Raw genomic sequence first — 15,696 nt, forward strand, 5'->3', positions numbered from 1 at the left:
CCCTGCGCGCGCACCCGGTGTCCGCTCGGCGGGCGCCCGGTACCCTGGACAGCGATGAGCACGCCGCCTTTCGCCCCTGCATCCGACGCCGACCTCGCCGTTCTCGGCGAGCAGCTGGGCCGTGTCCCGCGCGGAGTCGTCGGGATCGCCGCGCGATGCGTCTGCGGCAACCCGACCGTGGTCGCGACCTCGCCGCGACTGGACGACGGCAGCCCCTTCCCGACCTTCTACTACCTCACGCACCCCGCGGCGACCGCGGCGATGTCGGTGCTCGAGGCCGGTCATGTCATGAAGGAGTTCACCGACGAGCTCGAGAGCGACGACGAGGTCCGCGCCGCGTACGTGTCGGCGCACGAGGCGTACCTGCGCGACCGCGCGACGTACGGCGAGCCCGAGGAGATCGCCGGCATCTCGGCCGGCGGCATGCCCACGCGCGTGAAGTGCCTGCACGCGCTGGCCGGTCATTCCCTGGCCGCCGGTCCCGGGGTGAACCCCATCGGCGACCGCGCCCTGGCGCGCGGCACCTGGTCGCCCGAGCGCTGCGCGTGCGAGTCGCCCGGAGCGAGCGGATGAGACGCCTGCGCGCGGCGGCGGCATCCCTCGTCCTCTCGACGATGATGCTCGGCGCCGTCGCCCTGCCGGCCTCCGCGACCCCCCTCGAAGCACGGGCGGCGTCGGCCTCCGCGACCCCCCTCGCCGCCGGGGTCGTGCCGGCCGCGGAGGTCCCGTCCTCGACGCCGACGGCCGAGCCGAACCCCGTCCCGTCAGATCCGACCGATCCGGTGCGCGCGGCGGAGTACTGGCTGGACCAGTACGGCGTGAAGGAGGCGTGGAAGACCACGCGCGGGGCCGGGCAGAAGATCGCGATCATCGACACCGGCATCGGACGCGGGCCGATCGAGTTCTCCGGCGCCGTCGCCGGCGGGACGGACGTGTCGGGCGTGGGCGGGTCGGACGGGCGTTCGCCGGTCGGCGCCGTCGACGCGAACCACGGCAGCTGGGTCGGCTCCCTCGCCGCCGGCCGGGGCACCGGTGACGGCCGCGGGATGATCGGCGTCGCGCCGGAGGCGCAGCTGCTGTCGATCTCCGTCGGCTTCGGCGCGTCGACGTCCAAGCCGTTCACCGAGCAGATCGCCGAGGCGATGCGCTGGGCCGTCGACGAGGGCGCCACCGTCATCAACCTCTCCCTGACGACGAACACCCTCGACTGGGACCGCAGCTGGGACGACGCCTTCCTCTACGCCTTCGACCACGACGTGGTGGTCGTGGTCGCGGCGGGCAACCGCGGCAGCGGCACGGACCGCGTGGGCGCCCCGGCGACCATCCCCGGCGTGCTTGCGGTCGGGGGAGTGAACCCCTCCGGCGTCGCCAGCAACGACGCGTCGACCCAGGGCATCACGATCGGCATCTCGGCGCCCAGCGAGCGCCTCCTCGGCGTCTCCGCGGACGGCACGCTCGTGCAGTGGAACGGCACGAGCGGCGCGGCCCCCATCGTCGCGGGCATCGCGGCGCTGGTGCGCGCCGCGCATCCCGGAATGGATGCCGACAACGTGCTGAACCGCCTGATCCGGACGACCACGCCCGCCGCGGCCGGTCAGGCCGGTCAGCAGGACCCCCTGTACGGCTACGGACTGGTCAATGCGGCCGCGGCGGTGTCGGCATCCGTCCCCACCGTCTCGGAGAACCCCCTCGGCGATCTGGCGGACTGGATCCGCCTGTACCGTCGCGCCGACGCCCCCGCCCCGACGGAGACGCCGAGCGCCGCGCCCGTCGAGGTGCCGGCGCTGCCGCCGGTCGACGCCGCTCCCGAGGCCGGTTCGCCTCTGCTCCCCAGTCGCGATACCGTTCTCTACGGGTCCTTGCCGCTCGGGGGTGCCACTCTCGCCGCTATAATGATTGCGCTCGGCGTCAGTGCTGCTGCCCGGCGAATTCGAAAGGCCCGCGACTCGCGAGAGCCGAGCCGCACCACCACCAGGGAGTTCCTCTCATCGTGACCAGCACTGTGCCCAGAATCCTTATTGTCGGCGGAGGCTACGCGGGCTTCTACACCGCGTGGAAGCTCGAGAAGCAGCTCCGTCGTGGCGAGGCCGAGGTCACCATCGTCGACCCGCTGCCGTACATGACCTACCAGCCCTTCCTCCCCGAGGTCGCCGCCGGTGAGATCGAGCCCCGCCACGTCGTGGTCGGCCTGCGCCGCCACCTGAAGCGCACCAAGGTCGTCGCCGGCAAGGTCACGGGCATCAATCACGCGACCAAGACCGCGACCATCACCCCCATCGCGGGCGAGGAGACCTGGACCGAGCAGTACGACCAGATCGTCGTCACCGCCGGCGCCGTCTCGCGCACCTTCCCGATCCCCGGTATCGCCGACAACGCGATCGGTCTGAAGACGATCGAGGAGGCCGTCGCCATCCGCGACCGCCTGACCTCCAACTTCGACAAGGCATCCGTGCTCCCGGCCGGTCCCGAGCGCGACCGTCTGCTGACCGTCGTCGTCGTCGGCGGCGGCTTCGCGGGCATCGAGGTGTTCGCCGAGCTGCGCGCCTACGCGTCGTCGCTGGTGAAGTTCTACCCGAGCATCGCCTTCGAGGACACGCACTTCCACCTCATCGAGGCCATGGGCCGCATCATGCCCGAGGTCTCGCAGAAGACGAGCGAGTGGGTGCTCGCCGACCTCGCGAAGAAGGGTGCCTTTGTGCACCTCGACACGCAGGTCAAGGGCGCCGTGGACGGCATCGTCGAGCTGTCGACCGGTGAGCAGCTGCCCACCGACCTCATCATCTGGACCGCCGGTGTCATGGCGAACCCGACCGTCGTCCGCGGCAGCGACCTGCCCGTCGAGGAGCGCGGTCGCATCCGCACCCGCCCCGACCTGCGCGTCGGCACCGACGAGGACATCGTCGAGGGCGCCTGGGCCGCCGGCGACGTCTCGGCCGTCCCCGACCTGTCCGGAGGCGGCGTGGGCGGCTTCTGCGTCCCCAACGCCCAGCACGCGGTCCGCCAGGGCAAGCTCATGGCGAAGAACATCACCGCCGTGCTGCGCGGCGAGGAGCCCAAGCAGTACTTCCACAAGAACCTCGGCGCCGTCGCGGGCCTGGGTCTGTACAACGGTGCCTTCCAGTCCGGCAAGATCGCCCTCACCGGCTTCATCGCCTGGCTCGCGCACCGTGGCTACCACGGCCTGGCCATGCCGACGTTCGAGCGCAAGTTCCGCGTCATCGGCGACTGGATGCAGAACCTCTTCCACGGCCGCGAGACCGTCTCGCTCGAGGCCGTCCAGCAGCCGCGTGCCGCGTTCGAGGAGTTCGCCGCCCGCCCGCGTCCCGCGGCTCCCGCTGCCGACGCTCCGGCTCCCGCGTCCACCGAGGCGAAGCCCGCCGCCGTCGCGGCCGCGAAGTAACCCACCGCGTCTCGAGACCCCCGTACCGTCCTCGGTGCGGGGGTCTCGTCGTCTCCGGATGCCACTGCTCGCGGCATCCCTCCCTCCCCGGTTCCGCGGCGTCGGCGCGCTACGGTGGGGGAGGGCCCCCGTAGCCCAATGGCAGAGGCAGGCGACTTAAAATCGCTTCAGTGTCAGTTCGAGTCTGACCGGGGGTACGTCTTCATCGCCGGGGCGGGACAGCTCCGCGGGCGGTGCGTATCCACTGGGAGTCGGCTCGCCCCTCCGTGCGGCATCGTGCCCCCCGTTAGACTGAAACGCAATCTCGCGAACGAAGTGGGGACCTTATGTGGGAGTGGCTCGTCCCGGTGATCGTCGTCGTCGGCATCCTGGTGATCGCCGGCATCTACCTCTGGGCGACCTACAACTCGCTCGTCGCGCTGAACGTGCGCGTCGACGAGGCGTGGAGCGACATCACCGTCCAGCTCAAACGACGAGCGGACCTCCTGCCGAATCTCATCGAGACGGTGAAGGGGTACGCCGCCCACGAGAAGGCCGTGTTCGAGAACGTCACACGGGCCCGTGCCGAGACGCTGTCCGCGCAGGGACCGGCCGAGGCGGGGGTCGCCGAGGGCCACATGCAGCAGGCGCTGAGGTCGCTGTTCGCCGTGGCGGAGGCGTACCCGCAGCTCCAGGCGAGCCAGAACTTCCTGCACCTGCAGCAGTCCATCGTCGACACCGAGGACAAGATCCAGGCGTCGCGCCGGTTCTACAACGGTGGCGTCCGGGAGCTCAACACCAAGATCAAGGTGTTCCCCAACAACCTGTTCGCACGTCAGCTCGGTTTCAGCGAGCGGGAGTTCTTCGAGGTCGTCGACGGTGCCGCGATCTCCGAGCCGCCGCGCGTCCAGTTCTGACGTCTTCTCACGACGCCCCTCCGGCCCGCGCCGGAGGGGCGTCGTGGCGTGCGGGCTGCGGCCGGGCTGGAGCGGGGCTGCGGCGGGGCCCCGGTGGGCGTCGTGGTGTGCGGGCTGCGGAGGGCCCCGGTGGGCGCCCTCGTGTCGACGTCAGATCGTGGATCGCGGCTCCGCGAGGGCTGCGTGGTCGTGCCGGGCCGCGCCCAGCTCCGCGGCGACGGCATCCGTGGCATCCCCCCAGCGCGACACCGTGATCGCCTCCAGGCCCTGCCACCGCGCCGCCTCCCGGAGCTCGCTCGCGAGGCGCCCGGCCGCGCCGGCGGGGACGTCCGGCTCCCACCACGCCGACTGCACGCGTAGCGTGGACGCGGCACGATCGGCCTTCAGGTCGACACGTCCGACGACGTCGTCGCCGACGAGGACCGGCAGCGAGTAATAGCCGTACCGACGCTGCGGTGCGGGCGTGTAGATCTCGATGCGGTACGTGAAGTCGAACAGGCGCTCGGCACGGTCGCGGAACCACACCACGGGGTCGAACGGCGACAGGATCGCCGCGGCATCCATCCTCCTGGGGCGGGCCGCGTCGCGGTGGAGCCAGGACTTCGCCGGGCGGCCGGCCGTCTGCCATCCCTCGACGGTGACGGGTAGGAGCTCCCCGGAGTCGACGAGGTCGCGGATGCCCGCCAGCACCGTCGGGCGGTCGCGGATGCGCCAGTAGTCGGCGAGGTCCGCCGCGGTCGCGACGCCGTAGGCGGCGGCGGCCCGCCGGACGAGCTCTCGGATGGCCTCGTCGCGGGGGACCGGGTCGGCGAGGGCGGAGGCGGGCAGGACGTCCGCGGCGAGGGCGTAGCGACGCTCGAAGCCGCGGCGCCCGGCGATCGCGACATCGCCGAACAGCCACAGGCGCTCCAGACCGTTCTTGACGTGATCCCAGTCCCACCACGGCCCCCGCGAAGCTTTTCGGGCATCGTGGTCGATCTCCGCCGGGCGCAGCGGGCCACGCTCGGCGAGCTCGGCGCGGAGCCAGTCGAGGAGATCCGCGTGGGCGACGGCCCAGTCGTCGTTCCCGTACTTCTCGCGCGCCGCATCGCGGCGGAACTGCAGCAGCGGCCAGTCGTCGGCCTCGACGAAGGACGCCACGTGCGCCCAAGACTCCACCCAGCGCGGGCGACGCGTGAAGACGAGGCGGTCGAGCAGGCCGGTGTCATAGGCGCCGAGGCGGGAGAACAGCGGCATGTAGTGCGAGCGGGCGAAGACGTTGACCGAGTCGATCTGCAGGATCCGCATCCGCTGCAGGGCGCCCGTGATCTGCCGCGTGCCCGGGGTCTCCGGTCGCGGCCGGGCGAAGCCCTGTGCGGCGAGGGCGATGCGACGGGCTTCGGCTCGGCTCAGGCTCGACGGCATGCTCGCCAGCGTAGCCACGCCCTCCGACATCCCGCGTCCGTCGATCTCCGGCGGCCGTTCTGCAGGACCGGAGACTCGGATGCCGCCCCACCCGGCACACCACCCGCCATCTGTCCCACGGGTCCTGCAACTGCCCGCGACCCGCGGCCGTGCGGCCGTTCTGCAGGACCGGGGGCTCGGATGCCGCCCCACCCGGCACACCACCCGCCGCCTGCCCCACGGGTCCTGCCGAATCGCCCGCCGCACCCCCGCCGCCCCCGACCGAGCCCTCTCCCGCCGCACTCTGGCGCCCGCCATCGGCCACCCCCGCACGGCGGTAGGCTGAGCGGATGACCGGCCCCGAGCCCGAGCCCCGCGCACCCCTGCGCGACCTCCTTCGCCGCCGCACCGTCTCGAGCGACCTCACCCCGCCCGTCCCCGAGGCGCTCCGGCAGGCGACCGCCTACTCGTGGCGGCTGCTCGTCATCGCGGCGGCGCTCGGCGTCGTGGTCTTCCTGGTCATCCAGCTCAAGCTCCTCGTCATCCCCCTCCTCGTCGCGATCCTCATCACGGCGCTCGTGTGGCCGGCGTTCTCCTTCCTCCTCCGGCACCGCTGGCCGCGCTGGCTGGCCATCGTCGTCACGGTGCTCGGGACGATCGCGGTCATCTCCGGCCTCCTCTGGCTCGCGGTGTGGCAGATCACGCAGCAGTTCGGCTCGGTGCGGGAACGGACGGTGGATGCCGTCACGCAGTTCCGTCAGTACCTGATCGACGGTCCGCTGCATCTGAGCTCGGCGCAGATCGACCAGGGCCTCGGTCAGGGCCTCACGTTCCTGCAGCAGCAGGGCGGCGCGCTGTGGACCGGCGCCCTCGCGATCGGGACCACGCTGGGTCACGTCGGCGCCGGGCTCCTGCTGACGCTGTTCATCCTGCTGTGCCTGCTCGCGGACGGCGGCGGCATCTGGAGCTGGACCACCCGGCTGTTCCCGCGGGTGTCGCGCCCGGCGGTCGACGGCGCGGGCCGTGCCGGCTGGCGGACGGTCAAGACGTACGCCCGGACGCAGCTGCTCGTCGCGACGATCGACGCGATCGGCATCGGCGTCAGCGCGTTCCTCCTGGGCGTCCCGCTCGCCGTCCCGATCGGCGTGCTCGTGTTCCTCGGCGCGTTCGTGCCGTTCGTCGGCGCGATCGTCACCGGCGCCGTCGCCGTGTTCATCGCCCTCGTGTACAACGGGCCTCTCATCGCGCTGTTCATGCTCATCGCCGTGCTCGTCGTGCAGCAGGTCGAGAGCCACATCCTGCAGCCCATCCTCATGGGCTCGGCGGTCAAGGTGCACCCGCTCGCCGTGGTGCTCGTCGTCGCCGGCGGCGCAATGATCGGCGGCATCGCCGGCGCGCTGTTCGCGGTGCCGCTCGCGGCGTTCGTCAACGTCGTCGCGGTGTACCTGAGCACCCATGCGTGGGAGCGGCGCGGCTCCGTCGAGGCGTCCCCCGACCTGATCTGGCAGACCGTTCCCCGGGAACGCAGGAAGAAGTCATGACCGACACGCCCACCCTGGCCGAGTTCGAGGATGCCGCGAACGAGCTGCGCGGCATCATCACGCGCACGCCCCTCGACGAGTCGCTGCACCTCACCGACCTCCTCGGCGTCCCCGTCAACCTCAAGCTCGAGAACCTGCAGCGGACCGGGTCGTTCAAGATCCGCGGCGCGACCTACCGCCTCTCGCGTCTGACCGAGGAGGAGCGGGCACGCGGCGTCGTCGCGGCCTCGGCCGGAAACCACGCGCAGGGCGTCGCCCTGGCCGCGCAGCAGCTGGGCATCGCCGCCACCATCTTCATGCCCCTCGGCGTCCCCGTCCCCAAGCTCCTCGCGACGCGCGGCTACGGGGCCGAGGTCGTCCTGGAGGGCGCGACCGTCGAGACGCCGCTGCGCCTGGCCGCGGAGTTCGCGGAGCGCACGGGCGCGGTGCTCATCCACCCCTTCGACCATCGCGACATCGTCGTCGGCCAGGGCACGCTCGGCCTCGAGCTGATCGAGGACATGCCCGACCTCGAGACGGTGATCGTCGGCATCGGCGGCGGAGGACTGGCCGCCGGTGTCGCGGCCGCCGTCAAGACGCGCGCCGCCGCCGAGGGCCGCGAGGTCCGTGTCATCGGGGTGCAGGCGCACAACTCCGCCGCCTACCCGTCGTCGCTCGCGGCCGGTTATCCGATGCAGGTTCCGACGACGCCGACCATCGCCGACGGCATCGCCGTCGCCCGCCCCGGCGACCTCCCCTTCGAGCTCATCCGGCAGTACGTCGACGAGGTCGTCACCGTCACCGAGGACGACATCGCCCGCGCGCTCCTCGTGCTGCTCGAGCGCGCGAAGCAGGTCGTGGAGCCGGCGGGGGCGGTCGGCGTCGCGGCGATCCTCGCGGGCAAGATCCAGGCGTCCGGTCCGACGGTCACGATCCTGTCCGGCGGCAACATCGACCCGCTGCTGCTGCAGCGCGTCGTGGCCCACGGGCTGGCGGCATCCGGTCGCTACATGTCGTTGCGGATCCCGCTCCCGGATCGTCCCGGGCAGCTCGCCCGCGTCTCGGAGCTGCTGGCCCAGGTCGGTGCGAACGTCATCGAGGTGCTGCACACCCGTCACGGACAGGGTCTGCAGATCAGCGAGGTCATCCTGCAGCTGTCCGTCGAGACCCGCGGGGCGGAGCACCGCGACCTCGTCATGCACACCCTCGCCGAGGCGGGTTTCGTCGCCACGGTGGTCCCGGACTGACGAAGGGATGCCGCGCCGGCGGCATCCGTCCGGGATCCCGGCCCCGGTCCTCAGGGTCCGCCGTCGCCGGCGGAGTCCCGGCAGGAAAGCATCGAGCCGCCCACCCCGCGGACGGGGGAGCGGCTCGACGACGGGGTCTTACTGGCCGGTGTAGGTCTCGACCTTGACGACCTCGACCTGGATCTGCTTGCCGTTGGGGGCGGTGTACGAGACCTTCTCGCCCTCCTTGGCTCCGAGGATGGCGGCGCCGAGCGGCGACGCCTCGCTGTAGACGTCGAGCTCGCTGTCGGCCGCGATCTCGCGGTTGCCGAGCAGGAAGGTCTCTTCGCCGCCGGCGATGAGGGCGGTGACGACCGTGCCGGACTCGACGACGCCGTGGCTCTCGGGGGCCTCGCCGACCTTGGCGTCCTTCAGCAGCTGCTGGAGGGTGCGGATGCGCGCCTCCTGCTTGCCCTGCTCGTCCTTGGCGGCGTGGTAGCCGCCGTTCTCCTTGAGGTCGCCCTCCTCGCGCGCCGCCTCGATGCGCTTGGCGATCTCCTCGCGGCCCGTGGTCGAGAGGTGCTCGAGCTCGTGCGCGAGACGGTCGTAGGCATCCTGGGTCAGGAAGGTCACCTGGGCGTCACTGGACACGATGGTCTCCTTGGTTCGATCGGGCGGGGAGTAGAGCTCCTCCGCGCGGCGGGACACGACGGCGGATATGTCGAACGCCCCGGCTCCAGCCAGGGCGTGCGTCGTGAGTTTCGAGCCTACGGCACCCAGCAAGTGTTGACAAAACCCGTCGTCGCCAGCGCGAGAGTGGGGATCTCCTCGGTGAACGCGCGGCTGTGGTCGGGGGACGCGGGGTACTCCACGACCCGCCAGCCGACGGTGCCGTGCTCCTCGTCCTGCGCCTCGATCGCGCACGCGACGGGCTCGCCCACGGGGGAGGTGATCTGGAAGGTGAGCGTCACGAGACCGTCGTCGACCACGTTGTACCCGGTGTCGGTCGCCGTCACGGACGAGATGCTGTTGGACACGACGGACCAGCCGAGCAGCGCCGTCGCGGTCACCGCCACGACGCCGACGATCGTCCAGAGCACCGCGCGTCGGCGGGGCGACCGCGTGCGACCGTACCGCTCGTCGAGCATCGCCTGCGTCGTCATGGTCTCCCCGGGCTTTAGGCTGGACTTCCAGGCTACGCTCTCCCGTCCGGACCGAAGGACCTCATGCTCTTCCCGATCGCGATCCTCGCGGCCACCCCCACTCCCGCTGTCACCCCCGACGAGTCGATCGTCACGCCCGGGCCGCTCGGCTTCGCCGCGATCGCCTTCATCGGCGTCGCCGTGTTCCTGCTCGTCTGGGACATGCTGCGCCGGATCCGTCGCGGTCGGTACCGCGAGGAGGTCAACGCCCAGCTCGACGAGGAGGAGCGGGCGCGCGCCGAGGCGCAGGGCTCGACCGTCGTCGACGACGACACCGAGCCGGGCGCGCCTCGCCGGTAGGCGGAGGGATGCCACCCGGTGGCATCCATCCCGACCCGGGCCGAGCCGCATCGTCTCCGTCGGCGCGCGCTCAGCCGCGGTGGTAGGCGGGGGCGAGGGCGATGAGCAGGCACGCCGTCCAATGGCAGAGGAACGCCAGGACGGTGCACACGTGGAAGATCTCGTGGAATCCGAAGTGCCCGGGCCAGGGGTTCGGACGCTTGACGGCGTAGACGACGGCGCCCGCGGTGTAGAGCAGTCCGCCGACGACGACGAGGACCATCATCGCGACGTTCGCGTCGAGGAGGTCCACCAGGTACATCACGGCGGCCCAGCCCAGCGCGAGGTACAGCGCCACGTAGAGCCAGCGCGGGGCGTTGATCCAGAAGACCCGGAACAGGATGCCGAGGATCGCGCCGCCCCACACGATGGACAGCAGCAGCACCGTCTTCTGGGTGGGCAGGGCGAGGACCGCCAGCGGGGTGTAGGTGCCGGCGATCAGCAGCAGGATGTTCGCGTGGTCGATGCGCTTGAGCACCGCTCGCGTGCGCGGCTTCCAGTCGAAGCGGTGATAGAGCGCCGAGTTGCCGAACAGCAGCAGCGACGTGGCCATGAACACCGCCGACGCCCACTTGGCGGGCGCGCCCTGGGCGAGGGTGATGAGGACGATCCCGGCGGCGATGGCGACGGGGAAGGTACCGGCGTGGATCCAGCCGCGCCACGTCGGCTTGATCTCGCTCTGCGCGCCGACGGCGGCTGCCTCGAGGAGGGGCAGCTGCGGCATGTCGGGGCCGTCATCCGGGGTGGTGCGCGTCACATCCCCGACCTTACGTCGCAGCCCATGCCAGGGTCGGCACATGGGGAGATCTTCATCGATTGCCCAGGTGTGGAGGAACAGAGAAGAGATGGTGGGCGCGGTAGCGTAGGCGGGTGGCGCGCGCGCGGAGGAACGAGGGTCGGGGCCCTCTGTACCGTCTCTACATCCAGCGCCTGCGGCGCCGCATGCCGGCGACCGTCCCACACCATGTCGCGATGATGATCGACGGCAACCGGCGCTGGGCCCGCGAGCTGGGGTTCGACAGCGCCGCACACGGTCACCGGGCGGGCGCGGCGAAGATGCACGAGTTCCTGCGGTGGTGCGACGACCTCGGCATCCGCGTGGTCTCGCTCTACCTGCTGTCGCACGACAACCTGCGCAAGCGCGACACCCGCGAGCTCGACGACCTGCTGGACATCATCGCCCAGCTGGCGAAGGAGCTCTCGCACGAGCCCGACTGGCGCGTGCAGCACGTCGGGCGGTCGGAGGGCCTGCCGGCGCCGCTCGCCGACGTCCTGCACGAGGCGACCGAGCGCACGCGTCAGCACACCGGGCTGCACGTCAACCTCGCGGTCGGCTACGGCGGTCGGAGCGAGATCGTGGATGCCGTCCGCGCCATCATCGCGAAGCACGACCAGTCCGGCGGGTCGCTCGAAGAGCTGGCCGCCAGCCTGACGCCGGAGCAGATCGGCGAGCACCTCTACACGGGCGGTCAGGCCGACCCGGACCTCGTCATCCGCACGTCGGGGGAGCAGCGGCTCAGCGACTTCCTGCTGTGGCAGTCGGCGCATTCGGAGTTCTACTTCGTGGAGGCGCTCGGCCCCGACCTGCGCGAGGTCGACTTCCTCCGCGCGATCCGCGACTACGCCACACGCGACCGCCGCTTCGGCCAGTAGCCGCGACCGCCGGCCGCCCCGCGAAGCGCCTCGCCCGACGCCGAGGATCGCGCCGCCGTGCCGTGATCGTCACGGAGCGTTCACGCGACCGTCGAATTCCTCCGGCGTGTTAACGACCCGCGGCGGTCTCCGCGGGCCTTACGGTGATCACATCGGACAGGGAGTCCGGTCGAGTCGGCCATCGGATCGCGACTCGTGACCCACAGGTCGACTCGTGACAACCGGGTGAGCACCCGGGTCGGGAGTGGGTTGTGAACGCACGAGCTTCATACGACCAGCGTCACGTCGTCGAGAACACCGCAGAATCGGATGCCGCCGTCGACCCGGCGCTGCGCACCTACGTCCTGGACACCTCGGTGCTCCTGAGCGATCCCCGCGCGTACTTCCGCTTCGCCGAGAACTCGGTCGTCATCCCCGTCGTCGTCATCACCGAGCTGGAGAAGAAGCGGCACGATCCCGAGATCGGCTACTTCGCGCGGCAGGCGCTGCGTCACCTCGACGAGCTCCGGATCGAGTACGGCCGCCTCGACTTCCCCGTGCCCGTCGGCGACGACGGCACCCTGCGGGTCGAGCTGAACAACACCGACCCGTCCGTGCTCCCCTCCGGGATGCGTCTCGGCGACAACGACAGTCGCATCCTCGCCGTCGCCATGAACATCGCCCGCGAGGGCGCCGAGGTGACCGTCGTGTCCAAGGACCTGCCGATGCGCGTCAAAGCGGCGTCGCTGGGCCTGGCCACCGAGGAGTACCTCGCCGAGCAGGCGATGGACTCCGGCTGGACCGGCATCGCCACGATCGACGTCTCGGGCGACGAGCTCAGCGACCTGTACGAGACCGAGGTCGCCGCGAGCGAGGTCGTCGCCGGCCTCCCCGTGAACACCGGGCTCATCATCCACTCCGAGCGGGGCTCGGCGCTCGGCCGCGTCACCGGCCGCGGCGAGTTCCGGCTCGTCCGCGGCGACCGGGATGCGTTCGGCCTGCACGGCCGCTCCGCCGAGCAGCGGGTGGCGCTCGATCTGCTGCTCGACCCGGAGGTCGGCATCGTGTCGCTCGGCGGTCGCGCGGGCACGGGCAAGTCGGCCCTCGCACTGTGCGCCGCTCTGGAGGCGGTCCTCGAGCGCCAGCAGCAGAAGAAGATCATCGTGTTCCGTCCGCTGTTCGCCGTCGGCGGTCAGGAGCTGGGCTTCCTCCCCGGCGACCAGGCCGAGAAGATGAACCCGTGGGGTCAGGCGGTCTTCGACACGCTCGGATCGGTCGTCTCGTCCAACGTCCTGGAGGAGGTGCTGGCGCGGGGTCTCCTCGAGGTGCTGCCGCTCACGCACATCCGCGGTCGGTCGCTGCACGACTCGTTCGTCATCGTGGACGAGGCGCAGTCGCTCGAGCGCAACGTGCTCCTGACGGTGCTGAGCCGCATCGGCCAGAACTCGAAGGTCGTCCTCACACACGACGTCGGCCAGCGCGACAACCTGCGGGTCGGGCGTCACGACGGCGTCGCCTCGGTCATCGAGACCCTCAAGGGCCACGCGCTCTTCGGGCACGTCACCCTCACCCGCTCGGAGCGGTCCGCGATCGCGGCGCTCGTCACCGAGCTGCTGGAGGCCGGCGAGCTCTCGTAACAGGGACGAATGAAGGGACCTGGATGCCGCGGCATCCAGGTCCCTTCTTCTTTTCACCCCTACATGAGAGCTTTCTCACCTGAGGCTCCCGCTGTTCTCACCCTCATCCGTCAGAGTTGAGGCATCGGCGAGGGAGACCTCGTCACCGCCTCGGCGGTTCCCCCCAAGGAGAAGCAGAGATCCCGCCCGATACGGCAGGTCACCGGCTTTTCGGGTAAGTCGGCAGACCACCCGGGCACCGGATCTCTCCCCAGCCCCCGGTTCCCCCACCGGGGGCTTCTGGGTTGTCGTACGTCACTCCCAGCGGTGACCGGCTCCGCGGACCGTGACGATCCGCGACGGGCCGAACTTCGCACGCAGGTACCGCACGTACACGTCGACGATGTTCGAGCCCGGGTCGAAGTCCATGCCCCACACGCGGCTGAGCAGCTGCTCCCGGCTGAGCACCTGGCCGGCGTGGCGGACGAACTGCTCGGAGAGCGCGAACTCCCGGGCGCTGAGGTCGATCTCCCGACCGTCCACCGTGGCGCGGCGGGCGAGGACGTCGAGGGTCACATCGCCGTGGGAGACGTTGATCGTGCCGACGGGGACGCTCTCCCGCAGCCGCGAGCGGACGCGCGCGAGCAGCTCGTCGAACTTGAAGGGCTTGGCCATGTAGTCGTTCGCGCCGGCGTCCAGGCCGTCGACCGTGTCGCGCGTGCTCGTGCGGGCGGTGAGCATGATGACCGGGATCGCCGAGCCCTGTCCGCGGAGGCAGCGCAGCACCTCGAAGCCGTCCATGCTCGGCAGTCCCACGTCCAGAAGGAGAAGGTCGACGTCGCCCGAGAGCGCGCGGTCGAGGGCGTCGGCGCCGTCGTCGATGATGACGGTCTGATAGCCGGCGGCCTCGAGTCCCTTCGCCACGAAAGCGGAGATGCGCTCCTCGTCCTCGGCGATGAGGATGCGTGTCATCCGGTGGCCTCTCTCTGCATGACGACGTCTCCGGCACGCACGGGCGTGGGGAGGTCGGCGGGGGTGTGTCCGGGGTCCAAGGGGATGTGCAGCGTGACGGTCGCTCCGCCGCCGGGGGTGTCGGCGACCGTGCAGTGGCCGTCGTGCGCCTTGGCGATCGCGTCCACGATCGACAGGCCCAGGCCCGACCCCTCGACGCCGCGGCGGCCGGTCACGCGGTCGAAGCGGCGGAAGATCCGGTGGCGCGCGGCCGGCGGGATGCCGGGGCCGTGATCGCGGACCCAGAGGTGCGCGGTGGTGCCGTCGGTGCTGCTTCCGATCTCGATCGGGGTGTCCGCGGGAGTGTGCTTGGCGGCGTTGTCGGCGAGCTGCAGCCACGCCTGCACGAGGCGGTCGTGATCGCCGGTGAGACGCCCGCGCCCCCGGGCCTCGACCACCCAGGAATGCCGCGGGATCGCGCTCACGAGCTCGCCGACGCGGTCCGTGAGGGCGCCGACGTCGACGATCCCGGTCGACAGCGTGCCCGTCTCGACCGTCGCGAGCGCGTCGATGTCGTCGACGAGACGGGAGAGGCGGTCGAGCTCGGCGATGCCGAGGTCCCGGGTCTCCGAAACGTCGCGCGGATCGGCCGGGTCCATCATCTCCAGGTGCCCGCGCACGATCGTGATGGGGGTCTTGAGCTCGTGGCGCACGTCGTCGAGCAGCTGCCGCTGCGCGTCGACGGACATCTCCAGGCGGTCGAGCATGGAGTTGACGGATGCCGTGAAGTCGGACAGCTCGTCGTTCCCGCGGGCGCGCAGGCGCATGCCCAGGTCGGCGATCGTGATGGCGTCCGTGGTGTCGCGCAGCTGGCGGAGCGGCGAGAACAGTCGACCGGTGAGGAACCAGGAGGCGATTCCCAGGGCGAGGAGGACGCCGGTCGCCGCGAGCGCATAGGTCGTGATCGACAGGGTCACGAGCTCCATGCGCTGGTCGAGCGAGATCCCCTGCACGACGTGCACGTCCCCGACGCCGGCCGAGGCCCACAGCACCGTGCCGGCGGAGCTCGGCAGGCGTCCCGACGTCGCCCCGTCGCGCAGCGCCGCATCGAGGGCGGCGACGAACACCTCGTCGGTGGCCAGGGAGAGTCCCGGCGGCGCCGCCGTCGCCCCGACGACCCGTCCGTCCTGGACGGCCAGGGTGCTGTCGGTACGGCCGGGGATGGCCGAGCGGGCGAGCTCGGCGGCGACCTCGCCCTCGTCGAGCTGGGCCTGCGCGCGGGAGGCGAAGCCGTCGAGCTGTCGCTGCGCGTTCGCGACGACCCGTTCGCTCTGCACGGCGAAGGTGACGCCGCCGGCGATGATGAGCCCGAGCAGGGCGACCGCGAGGATCGCGAGCAGAACGCGCACGCGCGCCGAGACGGGTCTCGGGATGCGGCTCATGCTCCGATTATCGCGCGCCGGATCACGGAACGCGGACGGCCCCGGACCCGCGTCGTGGAGAGGCGGGACCGGGGCCGTCGGAAGCGGGC

Annotated in this window: 15 protein-coding genes and 1 tRNA gene; 10 read left to right on the forward strand and 6 right to left on the reverse strand. The window is 71.3% G+C overall.

Going from position 1 to position 15,696, the window contains the following annotated elements; all coding sequences use genetic code 11:
• Positions 1 to 54 precede the first annotated feature (54 nt).
• From MRBLMI1_RS01580 to MRBLMI1_RS01600, 5 genes are all read left to right on the forward strand, one after another.
• Positions 55 to 573 (forward strand): DUF501 domain-containing protein, encoded by a 519-nt coding sequence (locus MRBLMI1_RS01580; RefSeq protein ID WP_367726392.1) that lies wholly within the window; start codon positions 55 to 57, stop codon positions 571 to 573.
• Positions 570 to 1,994 carry a S8 family peptidase gene (locus tag MRBLMI1_RS01585; protein WP_367726393.1) on the forward strand — a complete coding sequence of 475 codons (1,425 nt, stop codon included), beginning with the start codon at positions 570 to 572 and terminating at the stop codon, positions 1,992 to 1,994. The genes MRBLMI1_RS01580 and MRBLMI1_RS01585 overlap by 4 nt, the downstream gene beginning before the upstream one ends.
• An 8-nt stretch (positions 1,995 to 2,002) precedes the next feature.
• Positions 2,003 to 3,400: an NAD(P)/FAD-dependent oxidoreductase gene (locus MRBLMI1_RS01590; RefSeq protein WP_367726394.1), complete on the forward strand. Its 1,398-nt coding sequence runs from the start codon at positions 2,003 to 2,005 to the stop codon at positions 3,398 to 3,400.
• A gap of 124 nt (positions 3,401 to 3,524) precedes the next feature.
• A tRNA-Leu gene (locus tag MRBLMI1_RS01595) sits at positions 3,525 to 3,597 on the forward strand.
• Positions 3,598 to 3,726: 129 nt separating this feature from the next.
• On the forward strand, positions 3,727 to 4,296 hold the full coding sequence (locus MRBLMI1_RS01600; RefSeq protein WP_367726395.1) for a LemA family protein: 570 nt from the start codon (positions 3,727 to 3,729) through the stop codon (positions 4,294 to 4,296).
• 150 nt (positions 4,297 to 4,446) lie between these two features.
• On the opposite strand, the gene MRBLMI1_RS01605 is transcribed toward MRBLMI1_RS01600, so the two are convergent.
• Positions 4,447 to 5,700: a winged helix-turn-helix domain-containing protein gene (locus tag MRBLMI1_RS01605; protein WP_367726396.1), complete on the reverse strand. Its 1,254-nt coding sequence runs from the start codon at positions 5,698 to 5,700 to the stop codon at positions 4,447 to 4,449.
• Positions 5,701 to 6,029: 329 nt separating this feature from the next.
• On the opposite strand from MRBLMI1_RS01605, the gene MRBLMI1_RS01610 reads away from it, so the two are divergent.
• Together MRBLMI1_RS01610 and ilvA are read left to right on the forward strand one after the other, a co-directional pair.
• Positions 6,030 to 7,220, forward strand: a complete 1,191-nt coding sequence (locus MRBLMI1_RS01610) for an AI-2E family transporter (RefSeq protein ID WP_367726397.1) — start codon at positions 6,030 to 6,032, stop codon at positions 7,218 to 7,220.
• Positions 7,217 to 8,446 (forward strand): threonine ammonia-lyase, encoded by a 1,230-nt coding sequence (gene ilvA / locus MRBLMI1_RS01615; protein ID WP_367726398.1) that lies wholly within the window; start codon positions 7,217 to 7,219, stop codon positions 8,444 to 8,446. Before MRBLMI1_RS01610 ends, ilvA begins: the two co-directional genes overlap by 4 nt.
• Positions 8,447 to 8,584: 138 nt before the next feature.
• On the opposite strand, the gene greA is transcribed toward ilvA, so the two are convergent.
• Together greA and MRBLMI1_RS01625 are read right to left on the reverse strand one after the other, a co-directional pair.
• Complete coding sequence (gene greA, locus MRBLMI1_RS01620; RefSeq protein ID WP_367726399.1) at positions 8,585 to 9,076, reverse strand: transcription elongation factor GreA; 492 nt, start codon at positions 9,074 to 9,076, stop codon at positions 8,585 to 8,587.
• 116 nt (positions 9,077 to 9,192) lie between these two features.
• A complete protein-coding gene (locus MRBLMI1_RS01625; RefSeq protein WP_367726400.1) occupies positions 9,193 to 9,588 on the reverse strand; it encodes a DUF4307 domain-containing protein in 396 nt (131 codons plus the stop codon).
• Between the two features lie 63 nt (positions 9,589 to 9,651).
• On the opposite strand from MRBLMI1_RS01625, the gene MRBLMI1_RS01630 reads away from it, so the two are divergent.
• A complete protein-coding gene (locus MRBLMI1_RS01630) occupies positions 9,652 to 9,927 on the forward strand; it encodes a hypothetical protein (RefSeq protein WP_367726401.1) in 276 nt (91 codons plus the stop codon).
• 70 nt (positions 9,928 to 9,997) lie between these two features.
• Here the strand turns inward: MRBLMI1_RS01630 and trhA are convergent, their stop codons facing one another.
• Positions 9,998 to 10,690, reverse strand: a complete 693-nt coding sequence (gene trhA / locus MRBLMI1_RS01635; protein WP_367727535.1) for a PAQR family membrane homeostasis protein TrhA — start codon at positions 10,688 to 10,690, stop codon at positions 9,998 to 10,000.
• A 146-nt stretch (positions 10,691 to 10,836) separates the two neighbouring features.
• Between trhA and MRBLMI1_RS01640 the strand changes: the two genes are divergently transcribed.
• On the forward strand, positions 10,837 to 11,619 hold the full coding sequence (locus tag MRBLMI1_RS01640; protein ID WP_367726402.1) for an isoprenyl transferase: 783 nt from the start codon (positions 10,837 to 10,839) through the stop codon (positions 11,617 to 11,619).
• 329 nt (positions 11,620 to 11,948) lie between these two features.
• The gene (locus MRBLMI1_RS01645; protein WP_367727536.1) at positions 11,949 to 13,235 is read left to right on the forward strand and encodes a PhoH family protein; all 1,287 of its coding nucleotides are present in this window, start codon (positions 11,949 to 11,951) and stop codon (positions 13,233 to 13,235) included.
• A gap of 294 nt (positions 13,236 to 13,529) precedes the next feature.
• On the opposite strand, the gene MRBLMI1_RS01650 is transcribed toward MRBLMI1_RS01645, so the two are convergent.
• Together MRBLMI1_RS01650 and MRBLMI1_RS01655 are read right to left on the reverse strand one after the other, a co-directional pair.
• Positions 13,530 to 14,186 (reverse strand): response regulator transcription factor, encoded by a 657-nt coding sequence (locus MRBLMI1_RS01650; protein ID WP_367726403.1) that lies wholly within the window; start codon positions 14,184 to 14,186, stop codon positions 13,530 to 13,532.
• Entirely contained in the window at positions 14,183 to 15,607 is a 1,425-nt protein-coding gene (locus MRBLMI1_RS01655) for a sensor histidine kinase (RefSeq protein WP_367726404.1), read from the reverse strand. The genes MRBLMI1_RS01650 and MRBLMI1_RS01655 overlap by 4 nt, the downstream gene beginning before the upstream one ends.
• Between the last annotated feature and the right edge of the window lie 89 nt (positions 15,608 to 15,696).

Source organism: Microbacterium sp. LMI1-1-1.1, assembly GCF_040815675.1.
GTDB lineage: Bacteria > Actinomycetota > Actinomycetes > Actinomycetales > Microbacteriaceae > Microbacterium.

What these genes read in the sequence shown, in the direction of transcription:
- MRBLMI1_RS01605 (WP_367726396.1), bottom strand. Translation starts at nt 5,700, where the DNA reads ATGCCGTCGAGCCTGAGCCGAGCCGAAGCCCGTCGCATCGCCCTCGCC.
- MRBLMI1_RS01580 (WP_367726392.1), top strand. Translation starts at nt 55, where the DNA reads ATGAGCACGCCGCCTTTCGCCCCTGCATCCGACGCCGACCTCGCCGTT.
- MRBLMI1_RS01655 (WP_367726404.1), bottom strand. Translation starts at nt 15,607, where the DNA reads ATGAGCCGCATCCCGAGACCCGTCTCGGCGCGCGTGCGCGTTCTGCTC.
- MRBLMI1_RS01650 (WP_367726403.1), bottom strand. Translation starts at nt 14,186, where the DNA reads ATGACACGCATCCTCATCGCCGAGGACGAGGAGCGCATCTCCGCTTTC.
- ilvA (WP_367726398.1), top strand. Translation starts at nt 7,217, where the DNA reads ATGACCGACACGCCCACCCTGGCCGAGTTCGAGGATGCCGCGAACGAG.
- MRBLMI1_RS01625 (WP_367726400.1), bottom strand. Translation starts at nt 9,588, where the DNA reads ATGACGACGCAGGCGATGCTCGACGAGCGGTACGGTCGCACGCGGTCG.
- MRBLMI1_RS01610 (WP_367726397.1), top strand. Translation starts at nt 6,030, where the DNA reads ATGACCGGCCCCGAGCCCGAGCCCCGCGCACCCCTGCGCGACCTCCTT.
- MRBLMI1_RS01585 (WP_367726393.1), top strand. Translation starts at nt 570, where the DNA reads ATGAGACGCCTGCGCGCGGCGGCGGCATCCCTCGTCCTCTCGACGATG.
- trhA (WP_367727535.1), bottom strand. Translation starts at nt 10,690, where the DNA reads ATGCCGCAGCTGCCCCTCCTCGAGGCAGCCGCCGTCGGCGCGCAGAGC.
- MRBLMI1_RS01630 (WP_367726401.1), top strand. Translation starts at nt 9,652, where the DNA reads ATGCTCTTCCCGATCGCGATCCTCGCGGCCACCCCCACTCCCGCTGTC.
- MRBLMI1_RS01600 (WP_367726395.1), top strand. Translation starts at nt 3,727, where the DNA reads ATGTGGGAGTGGCTCGTCCCGGTGATCGTCGTCGTCGGCATCCTGGTG.